The 23,790-nt window shown below is 41.6% G+C and carries 22 protein-coding genes; 3 read left to right on the forward strand and 19 right to left on the reverse strand.

Annotation, left to right across the window (positions count from 1 at the left end; all coding sequences use genetic code 11):
* Positions 1-121: 121 nt before the first annotated feature.
* Positions 122-2,158 carry a catalase gene (locus tag BA724_RS07250; RefSeq protein ID WP_069937999.1) on the reverse strand — a complete coding sequence of 679 codons (2,037 nt, stop codon included), beginning with the start codon at positions 2,156-2,158 and terminating at the stop codon, positions 122-124.
* Between the two features lie 293 nt (positions 2,159-2,451).
* Here BA724_RS07250 and BA724_RS07255 point away from each other — a divergent pair, with 293 nt between their 5' ends.
* Entirely contained in the window at positions 2,452-3,483 is a 1,032-nt protein-coding gene (locus BA724_RS07255) for an N-acetylmuramoyl-L-alanine amidase family protein (RefSeq protein ID WP_069938000.1), read from the forward strand.
* Between the two features lie 188 nt (positions 3,484-3,671).
* Here the strand turns inward: BA724_RS07255 and BA724_RS07260 are convergent, their stop codons facing one another.
* Genes BA724_RS07260 through BA724_RS07275 form a run of 4 tightly spaced genes read right to left on the reverse strand, consistent with a single transcriptional unit; the run spans position 3,672 to position 8,270 of the window.
* Positions 3,672-4,157, reverse strand: a complete 486-nt coding sequence (locus BA724_RS07260) for a hypothetical protein (protein ID WP_069938001.1) — start codon at positions 4,155-4,157, stop codon at positions 3,672-3,674.
* Complete coding sequence (locus BA724_RS07265) at positions 4,126-6,300, reverse strand: site-specific integrase (RefSeq protein WP_069938002.1); 2,175 nt, start codon at positions 6,298-6,300, stop codon at positions 4,126-4,128. The genes BA724_RS07260 and BA724_RS07265 overlap by 32 nt, the downstream gene beginning before the upstream one ends.
* Before the next feature lie 32 nt (positions 6,301-6,332).
* Positions 6,333-7,721: a tyrosine-type recombinase/integrase gene (locus BA724_RS07270; RefSeq protein WP_245676169.1), complete on the reverse strand. Its 1,389-nt coding sequence runs from the start codon at positions 7,719-7,721 to the stop codon at positions 6,333-6,335.
* 6 nt (positions 7,722-7,727) lie between these two features.
* A complete protein-coding gene (locus BA724_RS07275) occupies positions 7,728-8,270 on the reverse strand; it encodes a hypothetical protein (protein WP_069938003.1) in 543 nt (180 codons plus the stop codon).
* Positions 8,271-8,565: 295 nt separating this feature from the next.
* Between BA724_RS07275 and BA724_RS07280 the strand changes: the two genes are divergently transcribed.
* Positions 8,566-9,009 carry a GNAT family N-acetyltransferase gene (locus BA724_RS07280; protein WP_069938004.1) on the forward strand — a complete coding sequence of 148 codons (444 nt, stop codon included), beginning with the start codon at positions 8,566-8,568 and terminating at the stop codon, positions 9,007-9,009.
* Between the two features lie 158 nt (positions 9,010-9,167).
* Entirely contained in the window at positions 9,168-9,551 is a 384-nt protein-coding gene (locus BA724_RS07285) for a VOC family protein (RefSeq protein WP_069938005.1), read from the forward strand.
* A 164-nt stretch (positions 9,552-9,715) separates the two neighbouring features.
* On the opposite strand, the gene BA724_RS07290 is transcribed toward BA724_RS07285, so the two are convergent.
* The 14 genes from BA724_RS07290 to BA724_RS07350 all read right to left on the reverse strand — a co-directional run bounded on the left by BA724_RS07290 (position 9,716) and on the right by BA724_RS07350 (position 23,744).
* The gene (locus BA724_RS07290; protein WP_069938006.1) at positions 9,716-10,606 is read right to left on the reverse strand and encodes a PhzF family phenazine biosynthesis isomerase; all 891 of its coding nucleotides are present in this window, start codon (positions 10,604-10,606) and stop codon (positions 9,716-9,718) included.
* A gap of 402 nt (positions 10,607-11,008) precedes the next feature.
* Positions 11,009-11,998: a lipoate--protein ligase gene (gene lplA, locus BA724_RS07295; protein ID WP_069938007.1), complete on the reverse strand. Its 990-nt coding sequence runs from the start codon at positions 11,996-11,998 to the stop codon at positions 11,009-11,011.
* Positions 11,999-12,080: 82 nt separating this feature from the next.
* The gene (locus tag BA724_RS07300) at positions 12,081-12,911 is read right to left on the reverse strand and encodes a DUF1206 domain-containing protein (RefSeq protein ID WP_069938008.1); all 831 of its coding nucleotides are present in this window, start codon (positions 12,909-12,911) and stop codon (positions 12,081-12,083) included.
* Between the two features lie 310 nt (positions 12,912-13,221).
* Positions 13,222-13,320, reverse strand: a complete 99-nt coding sequence (locus BA724_RS19235) for a diguanylate cyclase domain-containing protein (protein ID WP_083256131.1) — start codon at positions 13,318-13,320, stop codon at positions 13,222-13,224.
* Between the two features lie 64 nt (positions 13,321-13,384).
* The gene (locus BA724_RS07305) at positions 13,385-14,596 is read right to left on the reverse strand and encodes an NRAMP family divalent metal transporter (RefSeq protein WP_069938009.1); all 1,212 of its coding nucleotides are present in this window, start codon (positions 14,594-14,596) and stop codon (positions 13,385-13,387) included.
* 2 nt (positions 14,597-14,598) lie between these two features.
* Positions 14,599-15,363, reverse strand: coding sequence for a LamB/YcsF family protein (locus BA724_RS07310; RefSeq protein WP_425389005.1), 765 nt, complete (start codon positions 15,361-15,363; stop codon positions 14,599-14,601).
* A 17-nt stretch (positions 15,364-15,380) separates the two neighbouring features.
* Positions 15,381-16,133, reverse strand: coding sequence for an IclR family transcriptional regulator (locus tag BA724_RS07315; protein ID WP_069938010.1), 753 nt, complete (start codon positions 16,131-16,133; stop codon positions 15,381-15,383).
* A 96-nt stretch (positions 16,134-16,229) separates the two neighbouring features.
* Entirely contained in the window at positions 16,230-17,009 is a 780-nt protein-coding gene (locus BA724_RS07320; protein WP_069938011.1) for a putative hydro-lyase, read from the reverse strand.
* A 2-nt stretch (positions 17,010-17,011) separates the two neighbouring features.
* Complete coding sequence (accC, locus tag BA724_RS07325; RefSeq protein ID WP_069938012.1) at positions 17,012-18,376, reverse strand: acetyl-CoA carboxylase biotin carboxylase subunit; 1,365 nt, start codon at positions 18,374-18,376, stop codon at positions 17,012-17,014.
* 13 nt (positions 18,377-18,389) lie between these two features.
* Entirely contained in the window at positions 18,390-18,851 is a 462-nt protein-coding gene (accB, locus tag BA724_RS07330) for an acetyl-CoA carboxylase biotin carboxyl carrier protein (protein WP_069938013.1), read from the reverse strand.
* A gap of 19 nt (positions 18,852-18,870) precedes the next feature.
* Positions 18,871-19,875, reverse strand: coding sequence for a 5-oxoprolinase subunit C family protein (locus BA724_RS07335; protein ID WP_069938014.1), 1,005 nt, complete (start codon positions 19,873-19,875; stop codon positions 18,871-18,873).
* Complete coding sequence (gene pxpB, locus BA724_RS07340; protein WP_425389010.1) at positions 19,872-20,603, reverse strand: 5-oxoprolinase subunit PxpB; 732 nt, start codon at positions 20,601-20,603, stop codon at positions 19,872-19,874. The genes BA724_RS07335 and pxpB overlap by 4 nt, the downstream gene beginning before the upstream one ends.
* A 147-nt stretch (positions 20,604-20,750) precedes the next feature.
* Complete coding sequence (locus BA724_RS07345; RefSeq protein ID WP_069938016.1) at positions 20,751-22,376, reverse strand: family 14 glycosylhydrolase; 1,626 nt, start codon at positions 22,374-22,376, stop codon at positions 20,751-20,753.
* A gap of 147 nt (positions 22,377-22,523) precedes the next feature.
* On the reverse strand, positions 22,524-23,744 hold the full coding sequence (locus BA724_RS07350; RefSeq protein WP_281181998.1) for an MFS transporter: 1,221 nt from the start codon (positions 23,742-23,744) through the stop codon (positions 22,524-22,526).
* Between the last annotated feature and the right edge of the window lie 46 nt (positions 23,745-23,790).

Below are 23,790 nucleotides of genomic sequence, written 5' to 3' on the forward strand. Positions count from 1 at the left end.
TCTTTCACTACTACATTATTACGACCAATTCGCTAATTAAGCAAAAACAAGTAAGCTGAATGAATAACACGTATTTAATTCTAAAAAAACGCCTGGGTTTCCCCAGACGCTTTCGTCCTTATTATACTTGTCGGCTCCAATGACGATGCTCAGCTAATGCTGTTAAAAATTTATCTGCGTAATCGTTTGAAGGAGATGCTTCTGACACCACCCCTGGATCAGCTGGAAGATCTGCAATTAAATCAACGCCGTCATCTGTCGCGCCAACTGTTTTAAAATGCTCATATGCTTCTGTTAAGAAAGCTTTTGCTTGTTTTTTCGCTTTCGGATTAGCCGTCAATCCACCCGCTGCGTAAACGCCGTCAAAAAGAACCGAGTCCGCTGTCAAGAAGGTGTGATCGACCTCAAGCTCTGCTCCATCGTCGCCTTTAAGCATTCCTTGTTTCGTACTCACTACTTCCGGACGAGTGCCTGCTTTTTCAAAGGCTTTAAAAATCTTTTCCATCTCTTTCCCTGAAAATCCTTCGCCGGCGAGCACAGCAATTTTACGTGTAGCGACCCCTTTTATCTTATTTTTTTCCTGGCTTAACGCGTCAGAAGATTTCGATACAGTCGATTCCGCTACGTCAGTCGGCGCCTGCACACCAAGCGATTCTGCCACTGTCTTCGCTAATTCCACGTTTACATTCGCAAACATATTGACGACTTGCTGGCGAATGTCTTTGCTTTTCACCTTGCCAAGTTCAAAGCTGAACGCTTCAATAATATGTTCTTTTTCCACATCTGTCATGCTGTTCCAAAACATGGTTGCTTGAGAGAAGTGGTCTTTAAAGCTGTCGCTGCGGCGAGCTACTTTGCGCCCTTCTACTTTTTCCTGATAATGAACGTATCCGCCTTCTTCTTCTGTTGACGGTGCCGGAGTATTCTGAGCCAGCGAGTTTTTATGATAGCTTACTTGTCCGACATTGATTGTTTGGCGTCCATATCCATCACGCTGGTTGTTAAAGAATGGGCAGACCGGACGGTTAATCGGAAGCTCATGAAAATTCGGGCCGCCAAGGCGGATCAGTTGTGTATCTGTATAAGAGAACAGACGTCCTTGCAACAACGGGTCGTTTGTGAAATCGATCCCCGGTACTACATGTCCCGGATGGAAAGCAACTTGTTCTGTTTCAGCAAATACATTGTCCACGTTACGGTTCAACGTCATTTTCCCGATAATTTTGACCGGCACTTCTTCTTCCGGCCATACTTTTGTTGGATCTAAAACGTCAAAGTCGAATTTAAATTCATCTTCCTCGTCAATCATCTGTACACCAAACTCAAATTCCGGATAATCGCCCATCTCAATCGCTTCCCATAAATCGCGGCGGTGGAAATCCGGATCTTTCCCAGCGATTTTTTGTGCTTCATCCCATACGAGCGATTTAATACCAAGCACCGGCTTCCAATGGAATTTAACAAATCGTGCTTTCCCCTGCTCATTCACAAAACGGAATGTGTGGACACCAAAGCCTTCCATCATCCGATAGCTGCGTGGAATCGCGCGATCGGACAGGTGCCACATAACCATATGGGCCGATTCCTGGTTATTGGCCACAAAATCCCAAAATGTATCGTGCGCACTCGCTGCCTGAGGCATTTCATTGTGCGGCTCCGGTTTCACGGCATGAATCAAATCTGGAAACTTGATGGCGTCCTGAATAAAAAAGACGGGAATGTTATTTCCGACAAGGTCATAATTTCCTTCTTCTGTATAAAATTTCGTTGAAAAGCCACGCACATCACGGACAGAATCGCCTGAACCACGTGAGCCGGCTACAGTTGAATAGCGGACAAACACTGGGGTTTTTTTTGAAGGATCTTGTAAAAATCCTGCTTTTGTATATTCTTTCATTGATTCGTAAACTTCAAAATAACCGTGCGCCGCATAGCCGCGCGCATGAACAATTCGTTCCGGGATACGTTCGTGGTCAAAATGAGTCATTTTTTCACGGAAATGAAAATCTTCCATTAGCGTTGGTCCGCGCTCTCCTGCTTTTAATGAATGCTCGTCTTCTGATACGCGAAGTCCTTGATTCGTTGTCATCTTTTCTCCTTGATCCTTCACACGAAACTCATCAAGCTGCTTATTCTTGCTGTTTTCATTAATTGCCACAGTATATCCCCCTCTTTAATAATTAGCTCAAAACTCATTCTTACATTACGTACCACTTTCTTATAGAGCTAAAACACTTTATTTAGAATCATTTTAAAATAAGACTAAATTAATGGGATTTTTTCTTTTAAAACACATTTTTCAACTAAATTCCCATAAAATTTAAATAAAAAAGACAAATTTTTCTTTTATTCAGCCCAATCTCCTTACATAATTAATCATTATTTTTGCGGATGTGAACGTTTCTTCCAAATGATACGATAAAAGTGAAATTAACGAATAGGCGGTGGATTATGGAAAGGATAAGATTCTTCATTTTTTTCACATTTTTAATGAGCTTTACCATACTTGCTGCACAATCTGTTTTCGCTCATTCACAAACAGGCACGATTACAGGAGATCGTGTGAATGTGAGGGAACATGCCTCGATGTCAGCTGCCGTGCTGGGAAAAGTACATACAGGCGACCGCGTCGAGATTCTTTCTTCTAAAAATGGTTGGACAAACATTGCTTATCAAGGCGGGAAAGCCTGGGTAAATGAGCAGTACGTCCAAACAGACAAAAAAGAATATTCATCATCAAGCCATTTTGTTCGTATTCAAACAGAAGGCACAAATTTACGAAGCGGCCCTTCTACTTCTTCATCTGTTATCGTTCAGGGATCTGCTGGTGAACGTTATCCTATTGTCAGCCGGGAAGGCGATTGGATTAAAATTCGGCTGGCGAGTGGAAATGAAGCCTATGTAGCTGGCTGGGTTGTTTCTTCTAAAAAAGCAGAGACATCCGCTCTTCAAGGAAAAGTGATTATCCTCGATCCAGGCCATGGCGGCATTGACGGAGGAACATCTGGTCCAAGTGGTACAAGCGAAAAAAGTGTAACACTTCAAACAGCCCAAAAGCTGTCTGAGGAGTTAACACAAAGCGGTGCTACAGTCATATTAACGCGTTCCAGTGACCAATTTGTCCCGCTTCCCTCACGGACGGATGATGCACAATATCATGGAGCCGACGCGTTTATTAGTCTTCACTATGATGGATCACCCAGCAAAAAAGCAGCGGGCTTCACAACGTATTACTACCATCCGCAGCATAAAAAGTTTGCTAATTCCGTTAATCACGGATTAGATGGCGCTCTATCTTCTTATAACCGTGGTACGAGAATAGGAGATTATTATGTTCTTCGTGAAAATCAGCGGCCGGCTATTTTGCTGGAACTTGGTTATTTAACGAATCCAACGGAAGAATCATCTATTGTTTCAGCTGCTTATCAGGCACAAGCGGCAGCAGGTGTACGCGACGGCCTGCAGTCCTATTTTTCAAACTAAATCAAAAAAGCGCCGTTTTTGAGTTTTACTGAAAGACAAGAGAAATGAAGTTTAAGCCTTGAACTAACAATAAATACATGTTGTTTAACCATTACAACGAACAAGAAAAGGAGTGGATGAACCCACTCCTTTTATCACGACAACTTTTTGTTTTTTTATCACGACAATATAGGGTTTTAATTGAATATTTATCCCTCATATGTCTCAAATAACTTTTTTAAATCTTCTTGACGTCCTTCTGCGATATACTGCTCAGCTGCTATCAAACGGGCTATTAATTCCCCCTTCGTCAGCCGCGTATATTGTCTAGACACATTCTTTAAATTCCTGTCAGGCTTTAATTGCCCAAACTCCTGGAAGAAAGTATGTTTTTTATTTTCCCGATAGGGAAGATGCTTTTTTAGTTCTTTCTGCTTCATCTTATAGCTCTTGCTCTTTTCCTTATAATACGCGTAGAGTTCCTCATGTCTTCGAATGGTGTTAAAATGAATTCCTTTCTCTTTTTGATCGAGTTCTTTTGTCTTTTGAGATACATTGTGCAGGGTCACTTCTTTGCCTTCGGCAAGGAGGGCATCAATCGCTTTTTTGCCTAGTTCCAGCGTATGATTTCTTCGTTCGTCATAGTCTTTTTCCAAACCGCTTTTATTCTTTTTCGATGATAAGTTTTGGCTCATTCTCCTTATCTCTCCTATACTCCTCGATTAATGCGATTTCTTTCATTTCAACTTTCGCATCATGTATGACTTGTTTCATTTTCATCTCTTCCATATCCATACGATTTTCTTTGAAATAATCCTTTGATTCTTCTGCCCATTTTAAATAGGCAATTAACTCATGTTTTTTGTCAGGTTCGGGTATTTTAGTGACACAACCTATACATGCAAGTTTTGTCGGGCAGACTTTATTCGTTACACATGTCCCCCCAACAGTTTCACTGAATGGCCCGCTAATTTTTTTTTGACGTTCAAAAAGGGCTCGTAGCTCTTCTGGCTGCCTTAAAACTTCTTTCATCATGTCAATTTCGGTATTCATGCTCGTATGAAAATCAGTTATGACCTCCGCTACTTGGGTTTGAGTAGGCTGAGAGTAGTATCCTGTAACCTCTAGATCCTTTTGGTTAAGTATCATTGCTACGACATCAATCGAAAATTCCTTTGCCTGTACCGCATGTGTCGCAAAACCATGACGCAGTAAGTGTGGCTTCAGCTTTACCAACTTCTTGTCTTGTGTCTCATAAATCAATCCAAAACAGATGAAGTTTAAAATACATCCCAAAGTTTGATGTCCAAAATGTCTGCCATGCAATTGAAACACATAAGGCTGATTTGGCCGCGATATACCTCTATATTTTTGATAGTTAAATTCCACCGTTGGAATGGAGCCTTCATAGTGTGTATCTTTAAGGTAAAAACCAATTTCCTTTATTAATTCAAAAGTATCTTTATTGACATAAAAGACTGCGGGCTCATCTCTTCCTTTCGGAACGGCCCTAAACATGTGCGTTTTTTTTTTCTTATTTGTTTTTGGGTCCGTGATGCTGCCCTTATGAAAACACCCATTACCAAAGTGGACTTGAGCTACTTCACCTAACCTTGCACCTGAAGCCGTAAATATGTCTAGTGCCGTTGCACCGAACAGAGCTGTAATATACAAAACCTCAACGTTCATTAGTATGCCATCGGCATATTGCTGAGAGTTAGTTATAAAAGTCCCTTGTGCTAGAATCCCTTTGCGATTAGCGAGAAAAGGGACGGATTTATCTTCTGAATCGGGTTCCCTGTACCCGTACATCTCAAGTATTTTGAGTTTTTCATTTATTTGTTCTTCGCTTAGAGATTGATACCAAACTCCGATTAATTGATGTTCCAAAATGGGTAAAAACCAAAAACCTTCGGTTTCTTCTACTGGTTCACCAGTTTCATCATCCAACATTTCAGCTTTTAAAAACTCGACGAAGTATTCATTTTTTTCATCTGAAAAAGTAGAATTCCGTTTCTCTGCTTGCCTGATTGTAGCTGCACGATAATGTTCCCTGTGATGAAGGACGAAAGAAGACTTATCCCATAATCGAAAAGAAAAAAGTTCCTTTGATACATTTCCACGTTTCTCATTTTCAATATATGCAAAGTCAAAAGGAAGAGGATAATCGTTAGCTTTGACTAATTCCACAGCCTCCAAGTATTTCTGCCGCAGACGCCTAACTTGATTAAGCCGAAACCCGCCTTGGGCACGAATTATTAAAAATTCTTTGGAAATGGCATCTGTTTCCGACTTCCGTTTACTTTGTGCAGATTTCTTTGCTGCTTTTGCGACTTTAAAATCTTTGCTATCCAAGTGTGTTTGAGGGAGTAAAAAAGGAGCGAATACTTCTTGTTGCTCCTTTGTCAACTTGGTCGAGTGCCACGACTGCATTTTTTTTACAGTAGTTTTATAGTGTCCAAAGAATGCGCTTTTCTTGTGATCTGAATGGGAGGGGAGAATCTCCCCTCGTAAATAGTCGGACAGATGTATATCTACATCAAAATCATGAACGCTTGCTACTTTGAGTTCTTGAAAGAGTGACCTAAGAACAATATTTAAAACTTGTAAATTTATAGAAATGGTTTTAGGGTCCAAGTTTTGATTGGATGTTAACATCAACACTAATGCTAAGTGGTTTGTAAAAGGATAGCCACAACAGTTGTTTTTGAAGTAACGCAGATGCGCAGGGTGAACTTTGTCCCAAAGATAACCTCGTTTATCCTGGTAGAGAAGAATGTTGTCATCAACCTTGCTTTTTAATTGTTGATACCACAGTTCTAATTCATCAATCGCCATTACCTTCCCACACCCTCCGACTTATTTATGGATTAACTATTTAATTCATTAATAAAATCCATCAAATCATATTCTTTCTCGGACATTTGAATAATCTTATTTTCAGGTTCAACCGAAGGTTGTGTAGCCCTCTTACGAGGTTTTTGCTGATTTAAATACTCCTCCTGTTCCTTTTTCATCTTTTCTAACAATCTGTCGTGCTGTTCTGCTACATAATCTTTTTCGTCAACGTAGTGTTCATACACTTTCATCGTGTCTGCTTTCGCACTCCAATTCATGTAAAGCCGTAATCGTTCAATGGCCTGATCCTGTGCAGCTTTATCCTTGTACTGTTCACGAATCATACGGATACTACGAGTCACAAACCAATGACGAGTTTTATGAATGTTAATTTTTATTTCAGCTTTTTCCATAACGGTTTTCCAATTTTTTAAAAAGGCATCATATGTGTAGGGGTTCCCGTACTGATTAAGGAATAGTGGTGTTCCATCAGGAAAATCATTTATATTTAAACCACTTTTATCTGCTTTCTTTCTCTCACGATAAATATAACGGTCAAGTAGTTTTAGCGTGTCATTATCTACTTTCAAAAACTTTGTTCTTTTTCCATGGCTTCCCTTATTAAAGGTGGTAAACTCACCCTTGTCATGCCTGGCACGATAGTCACCAAATGTTAGCTCAATAACCTCTCTCGCTCTCGCTCCAGTTTGAAATAACATCCTTGTGATGATTTCATCTCTAAGCTTCCAGTTGCTGACTCTCCCAGCTTCATAAATCATGAAGGGAAGGTGAGGATTATCAATAACCTGAGGCTTCCACTCCCCATTTATGATCTTAAAAAACGAGTCGGTTAATCTTCGAGATCTTTTAGGCAAAGGTTCTTCTGTACCTGCCTCTTTAGGCATTCTAGGTTTTCCTTCCCTAACACCTTCCTTTTGGGCTTGGTGTTCTTCTAAAATGGCGTGCGCATCAATTAAGGGGTTGGGATAAGGATACATCTTTAAATGAATCATGATTTTATAAAAAGATTTTAAAGCACTTAACAAGTGCCTGACAGTGTTAGGGCTTTTATTTGTTAATGACACATTATAATAGGTTTTGTGATCGCTTGATGTGACTTTACAGTACGATTCATTTATCAGGAAGTCCTCTATGGCTACCCGAACCGCCTGTGGTTCGTCATCCCAATGTATAGTTCTCCCTTGATAATTGCTATCGGTACGCAGCCATGTAAAGAACCTATAAAGTGCTTTTAGGTAGGATTCAGCACTACTATCTGAAATTCTCCCTAATGCCTCTTTATAGAAAACGGTGAGGGGCAAAAAAGGCTTACTAAGCTTGTCCAAGACAATTAACTGGTATTTTTTGGGAATTACCCCTTCGGGGCATTTCACATGGTAATAATAGGAACTGATTTCCATCCTACATCAGCCTCCTTTATTTTCTAACCAATTGTAAAAGTCAGGCTTTTCTATTCCTTGTTCGCGCAATTTTATTTCATCGTAGTCGCGTTGTGTAAAATGAATCACGCTCTGTTTCGCTTCAGGTGTAATTGGGTCAGGTGTCCACTTCTTCGTTATAGCCGCTTTGATAAATTTGTAGGGGTCAATAAGGTTTCTGTTTTGCTGTCGTATAATTAAACAGATTTCAAGTGCATGTTCTAAAGGTAAAGAAGCGAGAACTTCATGCACTTCTTCTGGAGGAGAAGTAAGAGTGGCTACTTGGTATGCTAATTTGACTAATTCAGATTTGTTGCAGTCAGTAGAAGGTGAGGAAAGTTTGTTTTGTATGTTTTTGGGAGAAGAACCCGTTACGGCTGCTATATCACCTGCGGGTATCTTCCAGCCTTGTTTACGGCTGTTTTGGAATGCATTGGGAAACATTCCATCTTTTATTTTTCGTTTAATCGTTTCTTCATTCTTGTAGCCCAAAAGGGCTGCTGTTTCTTTAACCGAGAAATACTTTTCCATACAAATCCCTCCTAAAAAGTATTGTACTTAACAAGTTACCTCTTCGAATATATGTTCTATTATAAAATTTTGTAATAGGAAAGTCAAAACATAACTGGCAAATTTGTAATTTAAATGGTTCTGTTAAAGTCCAATGTTGATAAAATCCGTATTAGTTTGTGATACGCTATATGGACGTACTGTTGATTAAAAATAACTTTAAAAGCGAGATGAAGGAAAGTATTTCAAATCATTTTATTGAATAATAATGCATATTAGTGTAATATTATGCAAAAGCTTGTGAGGGGGAAAAACAATGTCAGTAATAATCCGCACTTCTGACACTAAAGATTTAAACCAACTGACTGATCTAATGTATCAATACATCGTAGATTTTTACGAGAGACCAAAACCGCCAATAGAAAAAGTACATCATTTAATTGAAACGCTTTTGGAAAAGAAAAAAGGCATTCAGTACGTTGCAGAGCATGAAGGAGAGCTTCTCGGTTTTGCAACCCTCTATTTTAGCTTCAGCACAACAAAAGCGGATAAAATAACAGTCATGAATGATTTATTCGTTATTGAAAAGGCTAGAGGTACCGATGTAGCACAACAACTGTTTACGTCCTGTGAAAAGTTCACCAAAGAAAATGGGTACGCTCACATGTCTTGGGTAACAGCACCTGAAAATAAACGGGCCCAAAGGTTTTATGAAAAGATGGGTGGTTCTCTCGGGAACTGGTTAAACTATTCAATATAAATCAAAAAATTTTAGTTAACAGTTTCGGTCTACCATTGACCAGTGAAACAGAATACAACATAAATGTAAGCTTCTATCTGGATTAAAGAGAGTAGAGGTTATTACCTGTTTTTTCATTTAAATGTTAATATTTACATAAAATGAAAGAGTGATGCATGATGAAACTAAGATTAGAGTTATTTGTTGAAAGTATTGAGAACTCAATTGAATTTTACAGAGATATTTTAGAATTTAATGTGCTAAAAGAGGCTGAGAAAGATTATGTGCCAGTTAGAAAAGGAGATGTCATATTAGGTTTAGGAGAGATGAAAAACTTACCTGAACATCATCCTCTTAAAGTTAATAATCCTAATCAGAAAAATGGTTTAGGAATTGAAATCGTTTTGGAAGTTGAAGATATAAATACATTTTATAACAAAATAGTTTCAAAAGGTTATTCCATCGAAACTGAATTATCTAAAAAACCCTGGGGGTTAGAGGATTTTAGACTTCTAGACCCAGACGGCTATTATTTTAGAATTACCTCAATAGCAAATGACTAAGGTTTGTTTGAGTTTAATCAACAGTTTCGGTCTATTGTAGAACAATAATTGGATAAATAAAAGTAGGCTCATGATTATCTCGTTGATTATCATGAGCCTATTCTGTTGGATGATACTAAAGTTATTAAACTCAGTTATCGAACGTCCAGCCACTATATGTATACTTATTCAATTTCAACATCAATGCTTTTAACATAGACAGCCGTACCAGAAATAGAGATATCTAATTGCTCAAGTTCTTCTTTTACGTGCACGTATACTCGTCCGTCCCTATTGATTTCGTGCCCTTGTTCCACTATAAGCGTCGCTGGTAATGCCATATCCTTGTTCACAAAGGTTTTATAATACGCTCCCATTACGCCTGAAGCCGTTCCTGTAACAGCATCTTCAATTGTACCCGAATAAGGAGATGAAAAGTGACGGGCGTGCATATCATTCTCATCATCGCGAACTTCAAAACAGATAGGGTGTAAAGAAGCCTTTGGCATTTCTGTTAAAACACTCGGAAAGTTTTCTGTCACTGGATTCATTTTCTCAAAGCTTGCTAGCTCTTTAATCGGTATAATCAACGTCCAAATTCCTGTACTGCCATAAACGATTGGATACGTAGTATGTAAATCTTCTTCCCTTAACCCGATGGATGCTGCTAAATCAGACCTTGAACCCTTAAATGGTTGAAATTCGGGTTTTGCATGCTGCATGGTTATCAGTAATTGATTATTTTCTTCATGGACATGTATTGGCAGCAAACCTACATTTGTTTCAATTATAAAATCTGACTGTTCCAGCAAGCCATTCATTCTTAAAGCATAAACTGTCCCCATAGTTGCATGACCGCATAAATTTATTTCGTGTCCAGGTGTGAAATAACGGATACGAAAATCTGCTACATTAGAAGAAACAACAAAAGCTGTTTCGTTAAATCCTACTGCTGCTGCAATCGCTAACATCTGCTTTTCTGTGTAATCATCACCGTTTAATACAACACCAGCGGGATTCCCTTTCTCTGGAATCGAACTAAACGCATCAATATGTTTTACATCCACCTTTACCAAAATAAATTCCCCCTCGGCTCATCAAAATCTTCCAGTTCATTGTATCTTGAATGGTTGAAATTCACAACACGCTTATATATTTTTAATTGTCCCTATCCTGTCACTCAACAGTATTGGTCAACTAATGCTTAATAGTTTGGAAACCTTTAAATATCAACAGCCAACTTTAACAGAGCCATTTAGATCGATGTGGAAATAAAAGTAGTGATAAAGATTTTTAAATGTTGTGATAAATGTAGTAATAAAGTGGCGAAAAAAAAGCGGAAAAAGGTGTATCAACAAAATGGTTGATACACCTCTAAACTGTGGGGGTTAAACAACATACGTCGTCGTTTATTTATACTGTCATTTCTTTCATTTTCTTAGTTTCAGTATTACATAGTAACGGCGCTTTTTTGAACGTTAATAAATCAATTCAACTATTTCATCCAGCGTTACATTTCCAAAATAGTGCTGCATATTTAATGGCTGGAGCGCATGATGAATCGCTTCTTTTTCATGTTTTACACCGATCAGGGCTTCTTCCACTTCCTGCACATCGCCGGCCCCAAAAAAATCACCGAAAATACGCGCCCGTTCAATTTTACCTTTTTTCACATCCAGCCGCACATCAATAAGCCCGATTGGAAATCGATGTGAGCGCTGAATATTAAATGCCGGTGACTTGCCGTAATTCCACTCCCAGTTTTTATAGTGTTGGGCTGAGATTTGCTGAATCGCCTGCCAATCTGCTTCTGTAAGGATATATTCTTCTATCCGTTCTTCACCAGCAAAAATGTTTTGCAGTACAAAATGTCTAAATTCTTCAATTGTCATTTTTTGATCAATCAAATCCGAAATATTAGCGACGCGGCTTCGGATCGATTTAATGCCTTTTGATTCAATTTTGTCTTTGCGGACTTTCAGCGCAGAAACGACATCATCCATATTTGTATTAAACAGAAGCGTCCCATGCGTAAACATCCGGCCTTTTGTGGCAAATTGCGCATTTCCCGAAATTTTAAAGCCATTGGCCGTCAAATCGTTGCGTCCGCTTAACTCCGTATTTAACCCTAGTTTGTTCAGCGCCTCAACAACCGGTTCAGTGAATTTACGAAAATTATGAAAGCTGTCTCCGTCATCTTTTGTAATAAAGCTGAAGTTTAAATTGCCAAGATCATGATACACAGCCCCGCCACCTGACAATCTCCGAACAACATGAATGTTATTCTCTTCCACATAATCAACATTGATTTCTTCAATCGTGTTTTGATTTTTGCCAATAATAATAGACGGCTCATTAATGTAGAAGAGCAAGTATGACGCTTCAATATCTAAATGCTTTACGGCATATTCTTCAATCGCTAAATTGATTCGCGGATCGGTTATTCCTTTGTTATCAATAAAACGCATCTGGCACCTCCGAGTATTAATGGATCAAATGTAGCACATTGAGATTCATTCTCAAAGAAAAAAGCACCCACTAACGGGTGCTTTATCTTCTGCCAAAGTCCATCCTCTGATAGCGTCCGCGAATCACTTCGTATATGCCATATAAAATAAGACCCACCGCAACAAGACCAAGCAAAAACTGTCCAAATGGCTGAGAAGCAAGTTCGGCGAGTGCACCGCCAAGTCCTTTTGTTTCATTAGGATTAGCGGTTATGGCTGTCTGAATAAAGAAAAAACCGGTCATTACAAGCAAAATCCCCCGCGCGATCAGCCCTGCTTTACCCGCGTTCCGGGCTAGGCGGACTTCTTTATTATTCATTTCATACGTTTTAAAGTATTTCATGAATTTTTCTTTAAAACCACGGCACAACTCAATTAATCCATATATGATAACGATCAGACCGATCAGACCAACAATCCATTGTCCAAATGGCTGAACAAGCAGTTTAGCGGAAATCGTTTTTTCCGAACCTCCACCTGTACCTGTAAGCATCGCCAATTTAATAGCCGTCATCGCTAAACTTCCATAAATAACGGCACTAACTAAATAACCAATCCTCTTCACAATCCCTTTTGCATCTGAGCCATTATGTTCAACATCTTTGATTGATTTTAACAGTTGCCATACAACATACCCGATTAATCCAATGCCGATCAGCCAAAGCAACAATTTACCGAACGGCTCATCCGCAACGCTTGACAGCGCTCCGCTTGTTCCTGTCGTTCCGCCGCCCATTCCGGCTGCTGCGAGTATTGCAAAAATGCCAACCAGCGCATAAACCACCCCTTTTGCCATCTGGCCAAATCGGCCGAACCGGCGAATCCACGGTTTTGCTTCGTGGGCTTTTGAAGCAATTTCATTTTTCACTGCCATCTTATATCCCTCCCCGTATTCCTCTTCTTTCTATTCTATTCCCGCTTTTCATTTTTGCTCAAACTGGTAAATTTTTTGTCCTACTTGTTTCTCGTGATAATAATAGGCACATGGTAACTCTTCTAGGTGGATAAATGATTTCATATTGCTCATCGCGAAGTATGAATCAGCGTTGTTTGGTGCTGTTTCCTTTGATGTGGTAGTTTGGTTTCACCTTGGGAATACATATTCTTTACGACTAACAGCGTTTCTAGAAAATGAAACCAGCGCGCTACGATTGGGTATCGAAGCGCGCTGGCTGCTTAGTTTTTTATGACAGGTGACCAAATTGATCGTTTACCTTTTTAAATTTATCCAAATCTATCATTAAAAACGTATGAATTCCTTGATGAATCCAGTTTAATGACATAATCTGCTTCCAATAACCACTTCACAAAAAAGCAGGGCTTTCATATTGAAAACCCTGTTTCTTATTAAAATAACGCTGGCAATTGATTGATTAATGTGTAGGCGCCCATAAAAGCCATTAATATCACAACAATAATCCCCGCGATTGTCATCCAGATTGGATGACGGTAATCACCAACGATTGATTTTTTATAAGCCGCAATCAGCATAACGCTAAGCGCAACCGGCAGAATCAGACCGTTTAATGCCCCGGCTAAAATAAGCATTTTCACCGGCTTTCCAATAGTTGTAAAAATACCAGTCGATAGCAAAATGAACCCGACAATAATAGCCTTATCATATTTTGCAATCATTGGATGGAACGTGCGGATAAATGAAACAGATGTGTAAGCTGCTCCGACAACAGACGTAATTGCCGCAGCCCACATGACCACACCAAACAAGCGGTATCCGATGTTTCCTGCAGCCTGCTGGAACACAGAAGCCGGTGGGTTTTCCGGGTCAATCGGCAAGCCCTGCGCCACAACACCGAGTGCAGCGAGGAATAGGAAAATACGCATGATCGAAGCAATCCCAATAGCAGACACAGAGCTTTTTGTTACTTGTGGAACTGCATCGACTCCTTTTATTCCCGCATCTAAAAGACGATGTCCTCCGGCGAATGTAATATAGCCGCCAACGGTACCGCCGACAAGAGTGACGATGGCAAGCATATCAATCGTATCCGGGGCAAATGTTTTAATAACCGCTTCCCCTACCGGCGGGCTTGCTTTAAATACCACAAAAAGGGTAAGGGCAATCATGACAAATCCCATTATCTGTGTAAACTTATCCATCAGTAAACCCGCTTCTTTTACAAGAAAGATCGCAATGGCAATCACAGCACTGATAATGGCGCCCGTCACCGGATCTATACCGAAAATCACGTTGGCGCCAAGGCCCGCTCCGCCGATATTGCCGATATTAAAGGCAATTCCGCCAAGAACAATAAGTGCGGCAAGTACATAGCCCAAACCCGGGAATACAAGATTCGCAATATCCTGTGCCCGTTTCTCCGCTACAACAAGGATTCGCCAGATGTTTGTCTGAGCGCCAATATCAAGTAAGATCGAAACTAAAATAACAAAACCGAAACTGGCGGCCAGCTGTTCGGTGAAGACTGTTGTCTGCGTTAAAAATCCCGGTCCAATGGCGGAAGTCGCCATTAAAAAGGCAGCGCCTAAAAGAATACTCCAATTTGATTTTTCTTGCTGTTGAAGCTGTTGTTGTTTTGACATTTCTATTCCTCCATTGCAATTGATCTCACATCAATCGCTTCTTCCTTCAACTTTGTCTGAATCAGGCGGGCAAAAGACAGCGCATGAGGTCCGTCACCGTGAATACAGACCGTGTCAGCTTGTATGTCGATATCTGTTCCATCTGTTGCCCGTACTTTCTTTTCTTTTGCCATGCGGACAACCTGTGCGGCTGCTTCTTCCGTGCTTTCAATCAATGCATTTGACAAACGGCGCGGCGTCAGCATTCCTTCCCGTGTGTATGTACGGTCCGCAAAAACTTCATTTGCTGTTTTCAGCCCTGCTTTTTGGCCGGCTTCAATCAATTTGCTTCCAGCCAAACCGTACAAAATGAGGGACATATCCACGTCTTTAACGGCTGCCGCGATGGCAGAAGCCGTCTCCTCATTTGAAGCTGCCATATTATAAAGTGCACCATGCGGCTTCACATGATGCAGGGCAGTTCCTTCTATTTTAACGAACGCCTGAAGAGCACCAATTTGATAAACAACGAGTGAGTACACTTCTTCCGGTGAAAGCGCCATATTCCGGCGTCCAAAACCGACTAAGTCTTGAAAGCCTGGATGAGCCCCCATTTTCACACCATGCTCCATCGCTAAATGGACCGTTCTTTTCATGACATCCGGATCGCCCGCATGAAATCCACAGGCAATATTCGCCGATGTAATGTATGGCATGATTTCATGATCATGGCCAATTCTGTATGCGCCAAAGCTTTCTCCCATATCGCAGTTAATATCAATCTTCACAAGCTGCACCTCCAAAATCAGCGATCACCTGCTCCCAGTTCAACGGAAATCTGACGTGATGCTTCTATTAATTTTTCAATCATTTCTTTTGCGCGTGCTTCATCCCGAAAGCGGACTTCAGGGCCTACCAGGCTGATCCCCGCTATCACATCCCCTTTATGATTAAAAATGGGGGCAGCAAGGGCGGAGGAATGATCCTCTAATTCAGAATGGCTGATCGACCAGCCATTCTTCCGTGTTTTTTGGATGAGCTGTCGCAGTTCTTCTTTATTTTCCGGTGTTCCCTTTGCGTACCGTATCATCTGAAATGATTCAATTAACTGCTCCTGTTCGTCCTGCTCCATAAAAGACAGCAGTATACGCGGACATGCCCCTCCATATAAAGGGGCACGGCGGCCGATTTGTGTGTAAACGCGGACACGTTCCTGCGTATCAACCTTCTCAATGTAAACTGCTTCATCTCCGTCTCGGATCACAAGATTGACAGCTTCTCCTGTTTCTTTCCGGAGTCTTTTCATATAAGGCAATGCGACCGACCTGATGTCCAGCCGGTCCGCGACAAGATTGCCAAGCGCCAGGAAAATAAGCCCCAAACGATAAGCACCTTCCTGGTCTTTCTCCAGAAAGCCGAGTTCAAGCAGTGATTCCGCCATTCGATAAGCTGACGTTTTCGGCAGTCCTGTTTTTTCTATCATTTGCAGCAATGTTAATTTTTCTTCCTTAAAAAACAATTTAATGATTTCCATTGATTTAAGGACAGTTTTATTCATCTTTCTGCCTTCTCCCTATTCCGATAAATGGAATGATTTGTCCATTTATCGTTTTGCTCCATTATATATGAAACAGCGAAAAGGAAAACTACCATTTTATAAAACAGAATACTGGCTGTCTTTTTGATCGGTAATAAACATATGGCCAGGCGCATGTGTAATCATTAATGCCGGCTTGCTTGACATTGCAATGGATTGTGGTGTCACACCGCAAGCCCAGAAAACAGGAGTTTCTCCTTCTTTTATCGTCACAGCATCGCCAAAATCCGGCTGGTCAATCTGTTCAATTCCGATTTGCTCCGGCATACCGATGTGTACCGGTGAACCGTGCACCGCCGGGAAGCGGGAAGTTACTTCGACCGCGCGTATTACATCTTTCGATTGAAACGGCCGCATGCTGACCACGAGATTCCCATGAAACGCGCCAGCTGGTTCACACGGCTTGTTCGTGATATACATCGGTACATTTCGCTGTTCCTCGATGTGGCGAATGGAAAGGCCATTTTCAAGCAAAGCATGTTCAAATGTAAAGCTGCATCCGATTAAAAAGGAAACCAAATCTTCCTGCCAGTAGGATTCGAGACTGGTTACTTCTTCAACAAGCTCCCCATGACGGTAAATCCGGTATTTTGGTGTGTCATACCGCAAATCAGCTGTTGGTGCAGTCAATCGTGGAATCGGCGAACCCGCATCCGTTACTTCAAGAAGCGGACACGCTTTTGGGTTTCGCTGACAAAACAGCAAAAAGTCATATGCCTGTTCTTTCGGCAAAATCACAAGATTAGCTTGTGTATATCCAGGGGCCAGACCCGCTGTTGGCGTCGTCCATTTGTTTTCTCGAATCTGCTTGCGAATCCATTCCAAAGATGTTTTCATTTTTATGCCTCCCTTTGCTCTTTTGAAAAAAGATTAACCTCTTCTAAAAAACGTGTAGTGAACGTTCCTTTTTGGAACAGTTCCTGCTCAAGCAATCGTAAATGAAAGGGAATCGTCGTTTCGATTCCTGTGATGACCATTTCATTTAATGACCGTTTCATTTTTTGTATCGCTTCTTCCCTTGTTTCTGCCCAAACTATGACTTTTGCAGTCATTGAATCATAAAAAGGAGGAATCGTATACCCGGCGTAAACCGCACTATCCACCCTGACCCCAAAACCGCCTGGCGGAAGATACTCTATTACGCGCCCCGGAGACGGCCGGAAGTCATGTTCAGGGCTTTCCGCATTAATCCGGCATTCGATGGCCCAGCCCGAAATGGTGATATCTTCTTGCTTATACGAAAGCGGCCGGCCGGCTGCGACCTTGATTTGCTCTTTAATAATATCCACTGATGTAACAAGTTCTGTCACAGGATGTTCGACTTGAACACGGGTGTTCATTTCCATAAAGTAAAATTGGCCGTGTTTATCTAGCAAAAACTCAATGGTTCCCGCACCGTGATACTGAACGGCTTTGGCTGCTTTCACTGCCGCTTCACCCATTTGGCGGCGGAGTTGTTCACTTAACGCCGGAGAAGGGGCTTCTTCCACCAGTTTTTGATGCCTTCTTTGAATGGAACAGTCTCGTTCGCCAAGATGAATCACATGTCCGAAGCGGTCCGCTAACACTTGGATTTCAATGTGGCGTGGTTCCTCGATATATTTTTCAAGGTAAACAGCCGCATTTCCAAAGGCTTTCTCCGCTTCAGACTGTGCCTGATGAATCGCTTGCTGCAAGTCCTGTTCTGTTGCCGCGAGGCGCATCCCTTTTCCGCCGCCTCCCGCTGTCGCTTTAACAATAACCGGATAGCCAATTTCTTTTGCCACTTTCAAAGCATCATCTTGATTTTCGATGATGCCTTCGGTACCAGGCACTGTTGGCACCCCTGCTTCTTTCATCGTTGAACGCGCTACCGCTTTTTCCCCCATCTTGCGGATCGCTTCCGGCTCCGGTCCGATGAACACAACATTGCATGCACGGCACATCTCTGCAAAATCTGCATTTTCAGCTAAAAATCCATATCCCGGATGAATCGCGTCTGCCTGCGTCACATCCGCGGCACTCATAATGTTATGCATATTCAAATAACTGTCTTTAGCAGGTGTTTTCCCGATACAAAGCGCCTCGTCCGCAAGCTTTACATGCAGTGATTCACGGTCCGCTTCTGAATAGACCGCAACCGTTTCGATGCCCATTTCTTTACAAGCGCGAATAATACGTACCGCAATTTCTCCTCTGTTTGCAATCAATACTTTTTTAAACATGTGAATGCTCCTTTTACGATCGCTTCTTCAGCTTAAAAAGCGGCTGTCCGTACTCTACAACCTCTCCATCCTTCACCAGCACTTCCACAATTTCTCCATCCACATCGGCTTGAACTTCGTTAAACAGCTTCATAGCTTCTACAATGCAGACAACTTGTCCTTTTTCAACAGCATCCCCAGCTTGAACAAACGGGTCTTCATCTTCGTTTGCACGAGCGTAAAAGGTGCCCACCATCGGAGAATTAATGACTTCATCTTTTGAGATGACCTCATCCTTTGATGTTTCATTGGTTTGTTCATGTAATGTTGGCTGATTAGGCATTGACACATCGAACTCTTGCTTTTGATCTTTCTCTTGAAGGACAGGCTGTTTCTCAAGCTTCATTTTCATTCCTTCATATTCAAAAGTGAAAACATTAACACTGGATCGATCAATAATGTTCACCATTTCTTGAAAGTCACTCATTTTAATCATGTTCTGTCTCCTTATGCATTCATTCAACTGACCTTTCTTTTAACAAAAGAGCAGTGCGAATTTGTTTTATTTCCTTTTCACGCTCCATGTAAAGCTGTTCAGCTTCATGAAGCGATATTTCTTTAAAGCGCACGCGATCGCCCGGCTTCATCTGAGCGATTATCGGCAAATCGGCTGCTGCAATTTGTCCGATTCTCGGGTAACCGCCCGTTGTCTGCCGGTCTGCAAGCAGCACAATCGGATTCCCATCGCTCGGTACTTGAATCGTTCCATTGGCTACTGCTTCAGATAATAATTCAAATGACTGTTTTAATTGAAGAGATGGACCTGAAAGCCGGTATCCCATCCGGTCAGATTGCGGTGTAATTTGAAACTCCTGTTCAAAAAACTGCTTTTGAGCCAATTCAGAAAATTCTTCAAATTCCGCTCCCTTTACTACACGGACAACTTTCCCGTTTAAATAACGCTCAAAAGGTACATACCAGTCAGCCGCCGCAAATGAATCATTTTTCAGCTTCTTTTGGAGTACTTTTTTTACTTTCAAAGAAAAGGCGTTTTCCTCTGCCAGCGGAATCACGTCGCCTTCCTTAAGGGCACGCCCTTTGAAGCCGCCAATTTCTCCACGTACATACGTACTTTTGCTGTTCATCACACTTGGAATCGAAAAGCCGCCTGCCACAGCGACATAGGCACGGCATCCGGATTGACAGCCGGCAAAAGAAAGAACGGTATCTTTTTTAACAAAAACGGGCCGCCATAAAGGAACCGGGCTTCCGTCGATGACCGGATTTAAATTTCCTCCTGTGATGGAAATCAATGTATCTTCTTTAAATTGAAGAGATGTACCCATCATCGTCACTTCAATTGCTGCTTCTCCCTCTTCATTTCCAACTAATACATTGCCGAGGCGAAATGAAAACGAATCCATTGCGCCGCCAACAACGACTCCGTACTGTTGAAATCCATATCGCCCTAAATCTTGAATCGTTGCCAAGAGCCCCGGGCGGATGATATGTACACTCATTGCAATCTCTCCTGATACTGTTCATATTCTTCCTTTGTAATTGGCACAAATTTCACGAGGTCACCCGCCGACAGCACGCTTGGCTGATCACGATCCGGACGAAAAAGAGCCATCGGTGTCCGCCCGATCAGCTGCCATCCACCTGGTGTAGAAATCGGGTATACGCCTGTTTGGCTGCCTGCTATTCCAACACTTCCGGCCGGAATAGACGTGCGCGGGGACGAACGGCGCGGAGCATTTATTTTTTCTGAAAGGCCGCCAAGGTAAGGAAATCCCGGTGCAAACCCAATCATATAAACGGGATACTCAGCAGATGCATGCAAATGAATCACTTCATCGGTCGAAAGATGATTGTGTCCTGCCACAAAATCGAGATCCGGTCCAAAATCACCGCCATAGCAGACAGGAATATCCACAATACGTGGAGTGCTTTCTTCTTCTTCCACAAGTGTCTCCAACATCCGTTCAAGAATGACCTGGACAATTTGAAAAGAAGATTTCTCTATTTCGCCATATACCTGCTTCACAATAAATGGGTCAAAAAAAATCGTTACACTGGCAAAAGCAGGTGTAAATTCAATAAAGCCGGAGAATGATTCACGCTGAAGTTTTGTTGCTAGCGCTTTTACTTTTTTATTAATGAACGAATTGATTTCTGTTCCAAATTGAACGGTTATTGCCGCCTCGCCTAACGGTTTCATTTGGATTTCTTCTGAATTTTTTTTCATCATTTGAATCTTTCTCACCGCCCTTGTTCCGAATAATGGAACTAAAATTCTTTATTTCGGAATATAAAATAAATTATAATTATCAGAAAAAAAAAAGGCAAGAAAAATAAAAAACGACCAGGAAGAATCCTGATCGTTTTTATCCATTTACCAGCTTCCATCATATATAGCTTTCCCTGATACTGGTGTCGTATACTGATTATTTTCCCCGTCCTGCCAAACCCGCTCTCCTGAGGCCGTTTCATATAAAAATTTAAAGGAGTAGGAACGGTTTGCCGCTAGATCAAACGTGCCACTCCATGATCCATTTTTCTTTTTAGTTAATTCATATTTATACACATCGGCATTCCAGCGCCCGATTTCTCCGCGGTCGCCAATAACGTATACTTTCTCAGCAGTTTCTGGAACAGCCGATACACTCATTTTAACCGGCAGCTGTGTCAGCGCAAGTTTATCCACCATCATGTTAAATTCATTGGTTGGGTTTCCTGCTTCATCAAACAAATAATTCATACGAAGCAGCGTGAAACCGTCGAATCCGTAATTAAATGTCATCTCAGCAGAATTGTTAAATCCCCATTCATTGTTAATCATCGCCAGCGCATTTTCTCCGTTCAGTGAAATGCCTCGCTCATTCGCCAATGTGGCGATTTGGGTCACAAGCGTTTTCGGTGCGCTGTAATAAGGAGCAACTTGCGCGTTATTGTCATCCATTTCTAAGCATGTGAATGTAAGGGCCAGATCCGCTTTTTTCACTCCATCCAGCAGTCTTTCATAATGATAATAGCCTGTGCTATACTCGGCAGCATGCGGCATCTCCGGATCGTTCATTTTCCAATGTACGCCTGAAATTTTCACACCGATTGGCACATCGAACGTACGGTCAAACTGTTTATGTGCAGCTTTTGAAATGTTCTTCATGTGTGTTTCGAGTGCGCCTTGATACCAGCTCATAAAATCCTGTCCATACGCGGTTTTGTAAGCTGTTCCGCTTGTGAAAAATTCATCGCCGTTCGCCGGCGGTCCAATTTCGTACCATTTTTTATAAGCTGTTCCCCATGCCGCATTCAGCTTTTTCACATTTTTGTACTTCTTTTTCAGCGCATCTTGAAAGTCTTTCTTCGCTCCATCTGTATAAGCCTGGAGCTGTCCACGTTCCGGCCAGTCCCATCCGTCCGCAAATTGATAAGACGGATAGCGAAGTTCGCCCGCCGGCCCGCCGCTTAAATAAATTTTCGCAATCAAGTCTTCTTCATCGGCAAACTGTTTAGCAAATGAGCGGTAAAATTCTTCGTATTGCTTGGCAGCCCCTTTCCACCAAGGCGCTAACGATTCCTTATTTACGTAACCGCTCTCACTTTCGAATGCCATATTTTCAATATTATCTTTTTTCCACAACCATGACGGAATCGGATAATTACAGTCGTCTCCTACATTGCCGCCGCATTGATGCGTCGACATAATCGGCACCCATTTTAATCCAGACGCTTCTACGACATCTGCGTACTTTTCATAATAAGACCAATCGAATTGATTGTCCGCTTTTCCTTCAACCATGCCCCACCAAATGTCCGTCGTCAATGCATATACGCCGTTTTCTTTCATCGTTTTAAGCTTTGTCTCAAATGCAGTCCAATCCGTAATTTCTGTCAGCGGCGCCATCACATAAAGCTTGTAGTCTTTTTGAACTTCCGCTTGAGCCGGTCGCCCTCCCCCAATTGCTGACACAATAAGTAATAATAGTGCCATAAACACGTATGCTGTTTTCTTCATCCAACATAACCCCTTTCGCTTTTTATGCAAACGTTTGCATTTTAGAGCAAAAAAAGAAGTTCATTCCTTCTTTTCACAAAAAGTATAGTAAATGAACTTCTATTCAGTCAATCTCATTTTAAAAAACAAAACTTTATATCTAGATTATCAGAGCGCTTTTCGTTCGGCATCTGCATCTTTTGACGTGTTTACAATCCTGCCATATCGATAGTAAACAAATGCGGCCGATGCAAAGCCGATTACAGCTAAAAATGCATCAAAAATAAAGATGATGGCAATGTTGCCTGTTTCCGATAAAAAACCAGTCACGAGAGGCATGACGATCGATGCCAGTCCTGCTGCTGTTGCCACAATACCTGTTACAGTTCCTTTTTTCTGCCAAAACAGTTCGGTCATAATCGTAATCGCTAGCTGGAAAATACCCGCTGTCGAAAAGCCGATAAAAAAGGCTGTTACAACCGCAACTTCTGGAGTTTTCACTGTTAAGATTGTTGTGATTGCCAAAAATGTAATAATTGGATAAATGACAATAACCGTTACCGGACGAAGCATTTTTTTCAGTAAAATTGACAAGGACAATACAGAGACGAGCGCCCCAATGCTATAGTAGCTAAGCAATTTCACTGCGCTTTCGGCTGCCATACCGAGCACTTCTTCCCCATAGCTCGGCAGCCAAATTTGTGCGACCGTGAACAGACCGGTCGATGTAAATCCAATAATGACGAGCGCAATACCTTCGCGTGAAAATTTCGGTTCTGATAAAAACTTCGACTGACCGGCATTTTCGGCTGCCTGGCTTGCAACAATCGCACGGTGGTCGGGAAATGTAACCGTCATGAGAAACAGCATGTTTAAAAAGAAAATCGCAGCCGGTACAAAAAATGCATAGCTGTACGACGATCCCTGATTAGCAAAAAACAAAATCATAAACGGCAAAATTGCTGCGCCGACAGACATAAATGCTTTGACCAGGACACTTGCCGATCCGCTTGATTTTGGAAAGATTTCAATCAGTCCCGGATAGGAACCCGCATCCATTGCCGAGTTAGCCACACCTGCTAAAAGTGCAAACATAAATGCCACTTGATAAATCGGTGACAGCGGAATACCAACGAGGAAAATACCCATGGCGAGCGCCGCAAAAATAACGAGCGGCTTCCGTCCGAACCGGTCAGACAAATGACCGGATAATGCGTATGTAAGCAGCTTTCCAATCCCAATCGCGGCAATAATATAACTGATACCCGCTTTGTCTGTGTCCCATTTCTCGGACAATGAGGCCATATTCGATGAAAGCATGATATTAACCATTCCAAGCAAAAAATAATTGATATATAGGCCAGATGCCGCTTTTTTATATGAATTCAATTTTTAACATCCCCTCCTTTTTTCAAACATTTTTCATTATACCAAA

Source organism: Domibacillus iocasae, from assembly GCF_001750285.1.
GTDB lineage: Bacteria > Bacillota > Bacilli > Bacillales > Domibacillaceae > Domibacillus > Domibacillus iocasae.

Excerpts from the sequence above, each read along its gene's own strand:
- BA724_RS07255 (WP_069938000.1), top strand. The coding sequence starts at position 2,452 with ATGGAAAGGATAAGATTCTTCATTTTTTTCACATTTTTAATGAGCTTT.
- BA724_RS07260 (WP_069938001.1), bottom strand. The coding sequence starts at position 4,157 with ATGAGCCAAAACTTATCATCGAAAAAGAATAAAAGCGGTTTGGAAAAA.
- BA724_RS07265 (WP_069938002.1), bottom strand. The coding sequence starts at position 6,300 with ATGGCGATTGATGAATTAGAACTGTGGTATCAACAATTAAAAAGCAAG.
- BA724_RS07270 (WP_245676169.1), bottom strand. The coding sequence starts at position 7,721 with ATGGAAATCAGTTCCTATTATTACCATGTGAAATGCCCCGAAGGGGTA.
- BA724_RS07275 (WP_069938003.1), bottom strand. The coding sequence starts at position 8,270 with ATGGAAAAGTATTTCTCGGTTAAAGAAACAGCAGCCCTTTTGGGCTAC.
- BA724_RS07280 (WP_069938004.1), top strand. The coding sequence starts at position 8,566 with ATGTCAGTAATAATCCGCACTTCTGACACTAAAGATTTAAACCAACTG.
- BA724_RS07285 (WP_069938005.1), top strand. The coding sequence starts at position 9,168 with ATGAAACTAAGATTAGAGTTATTTGTTGAAAGTATTGAGAACTCAATT.
- lplA (WP_069938007.1), bottom strand. The coding sequence starts at position 11,998 with ATGCGTTTTATTGATAACAAAGGAATAACCGATCCGCGAATCAATTTA.
- BA724_RS07300 (WP_069938008.1), bottom strand. The coding sequence starts at position 12,911 with ATGGCAGTGAAAAATGAAATTGCTTCAAAAGCCCACGAAGCAAAACCG.
- BA724_RS19235 (WP_083256131.1), bottom strand. The coding sequence starts at position 13,320 with ATGTCATTAAACTGGATTCATCAAGGAATTCATACGTTTTTAATGATA.
- BA724_RS07305 (WP_069938009.1), bottom strand. The coding sequence starts at position 14,596 with ATGTCAAAACAACAACAGCTTCAACAGCAAGAAAAATCAAATTGGAGT.
- BA724_RS07315 (WP_069938010.1), bottom strand. The coding sequence starts at position 16,133 with ATGAATAAAACTGTCCTTAAATCAATGGAAATCATTAAATTGTTTTTT.
- BA724_RS07320 (WP_069938011.1), bottom strand. The coding sequence starts at position 17,009 with ATGAAAACATCTTTGGAATGGATTCGCAAGCAGATTCGAGAAAACAAA.
- accC (WP_069938012.1), bottom strand. The coding sequence starts at position 18,376 with ATGTTTAAAAAAGTATTGATTGCAAACAGAGGAGAAATTGCGGTACGT.
- accB (WP_069938013.1), bottom strand. The coding sequence starts at position 18,851 with ATGATTAAAATGAGTGACTTTCAAGAAATGGTGAACATTATTGATCGA.
- BA724_RS07335 (WP_069938014.1), bottom strand. The coding sequence starts at position 19,875 with ATGAGTGTACATATCATCCGCCCGGGGCTCTTGGCAACGATTCAAGAT.
- pxpB (WP_425389010.1), bottom strand. The coding sequence starts at position 20,603 with ATGAAAAAAAATTCAGAAGAAATCCAAATGAAACCGTTAGGCGAGGCG.
- BA724_RS07345 (WP_069938016.1), bottom strand. The coding sequence starts at position 22,376 with ATGAAGAAAACAGCATACGTGTTTATGGCACTATTATTACTTATTGTG.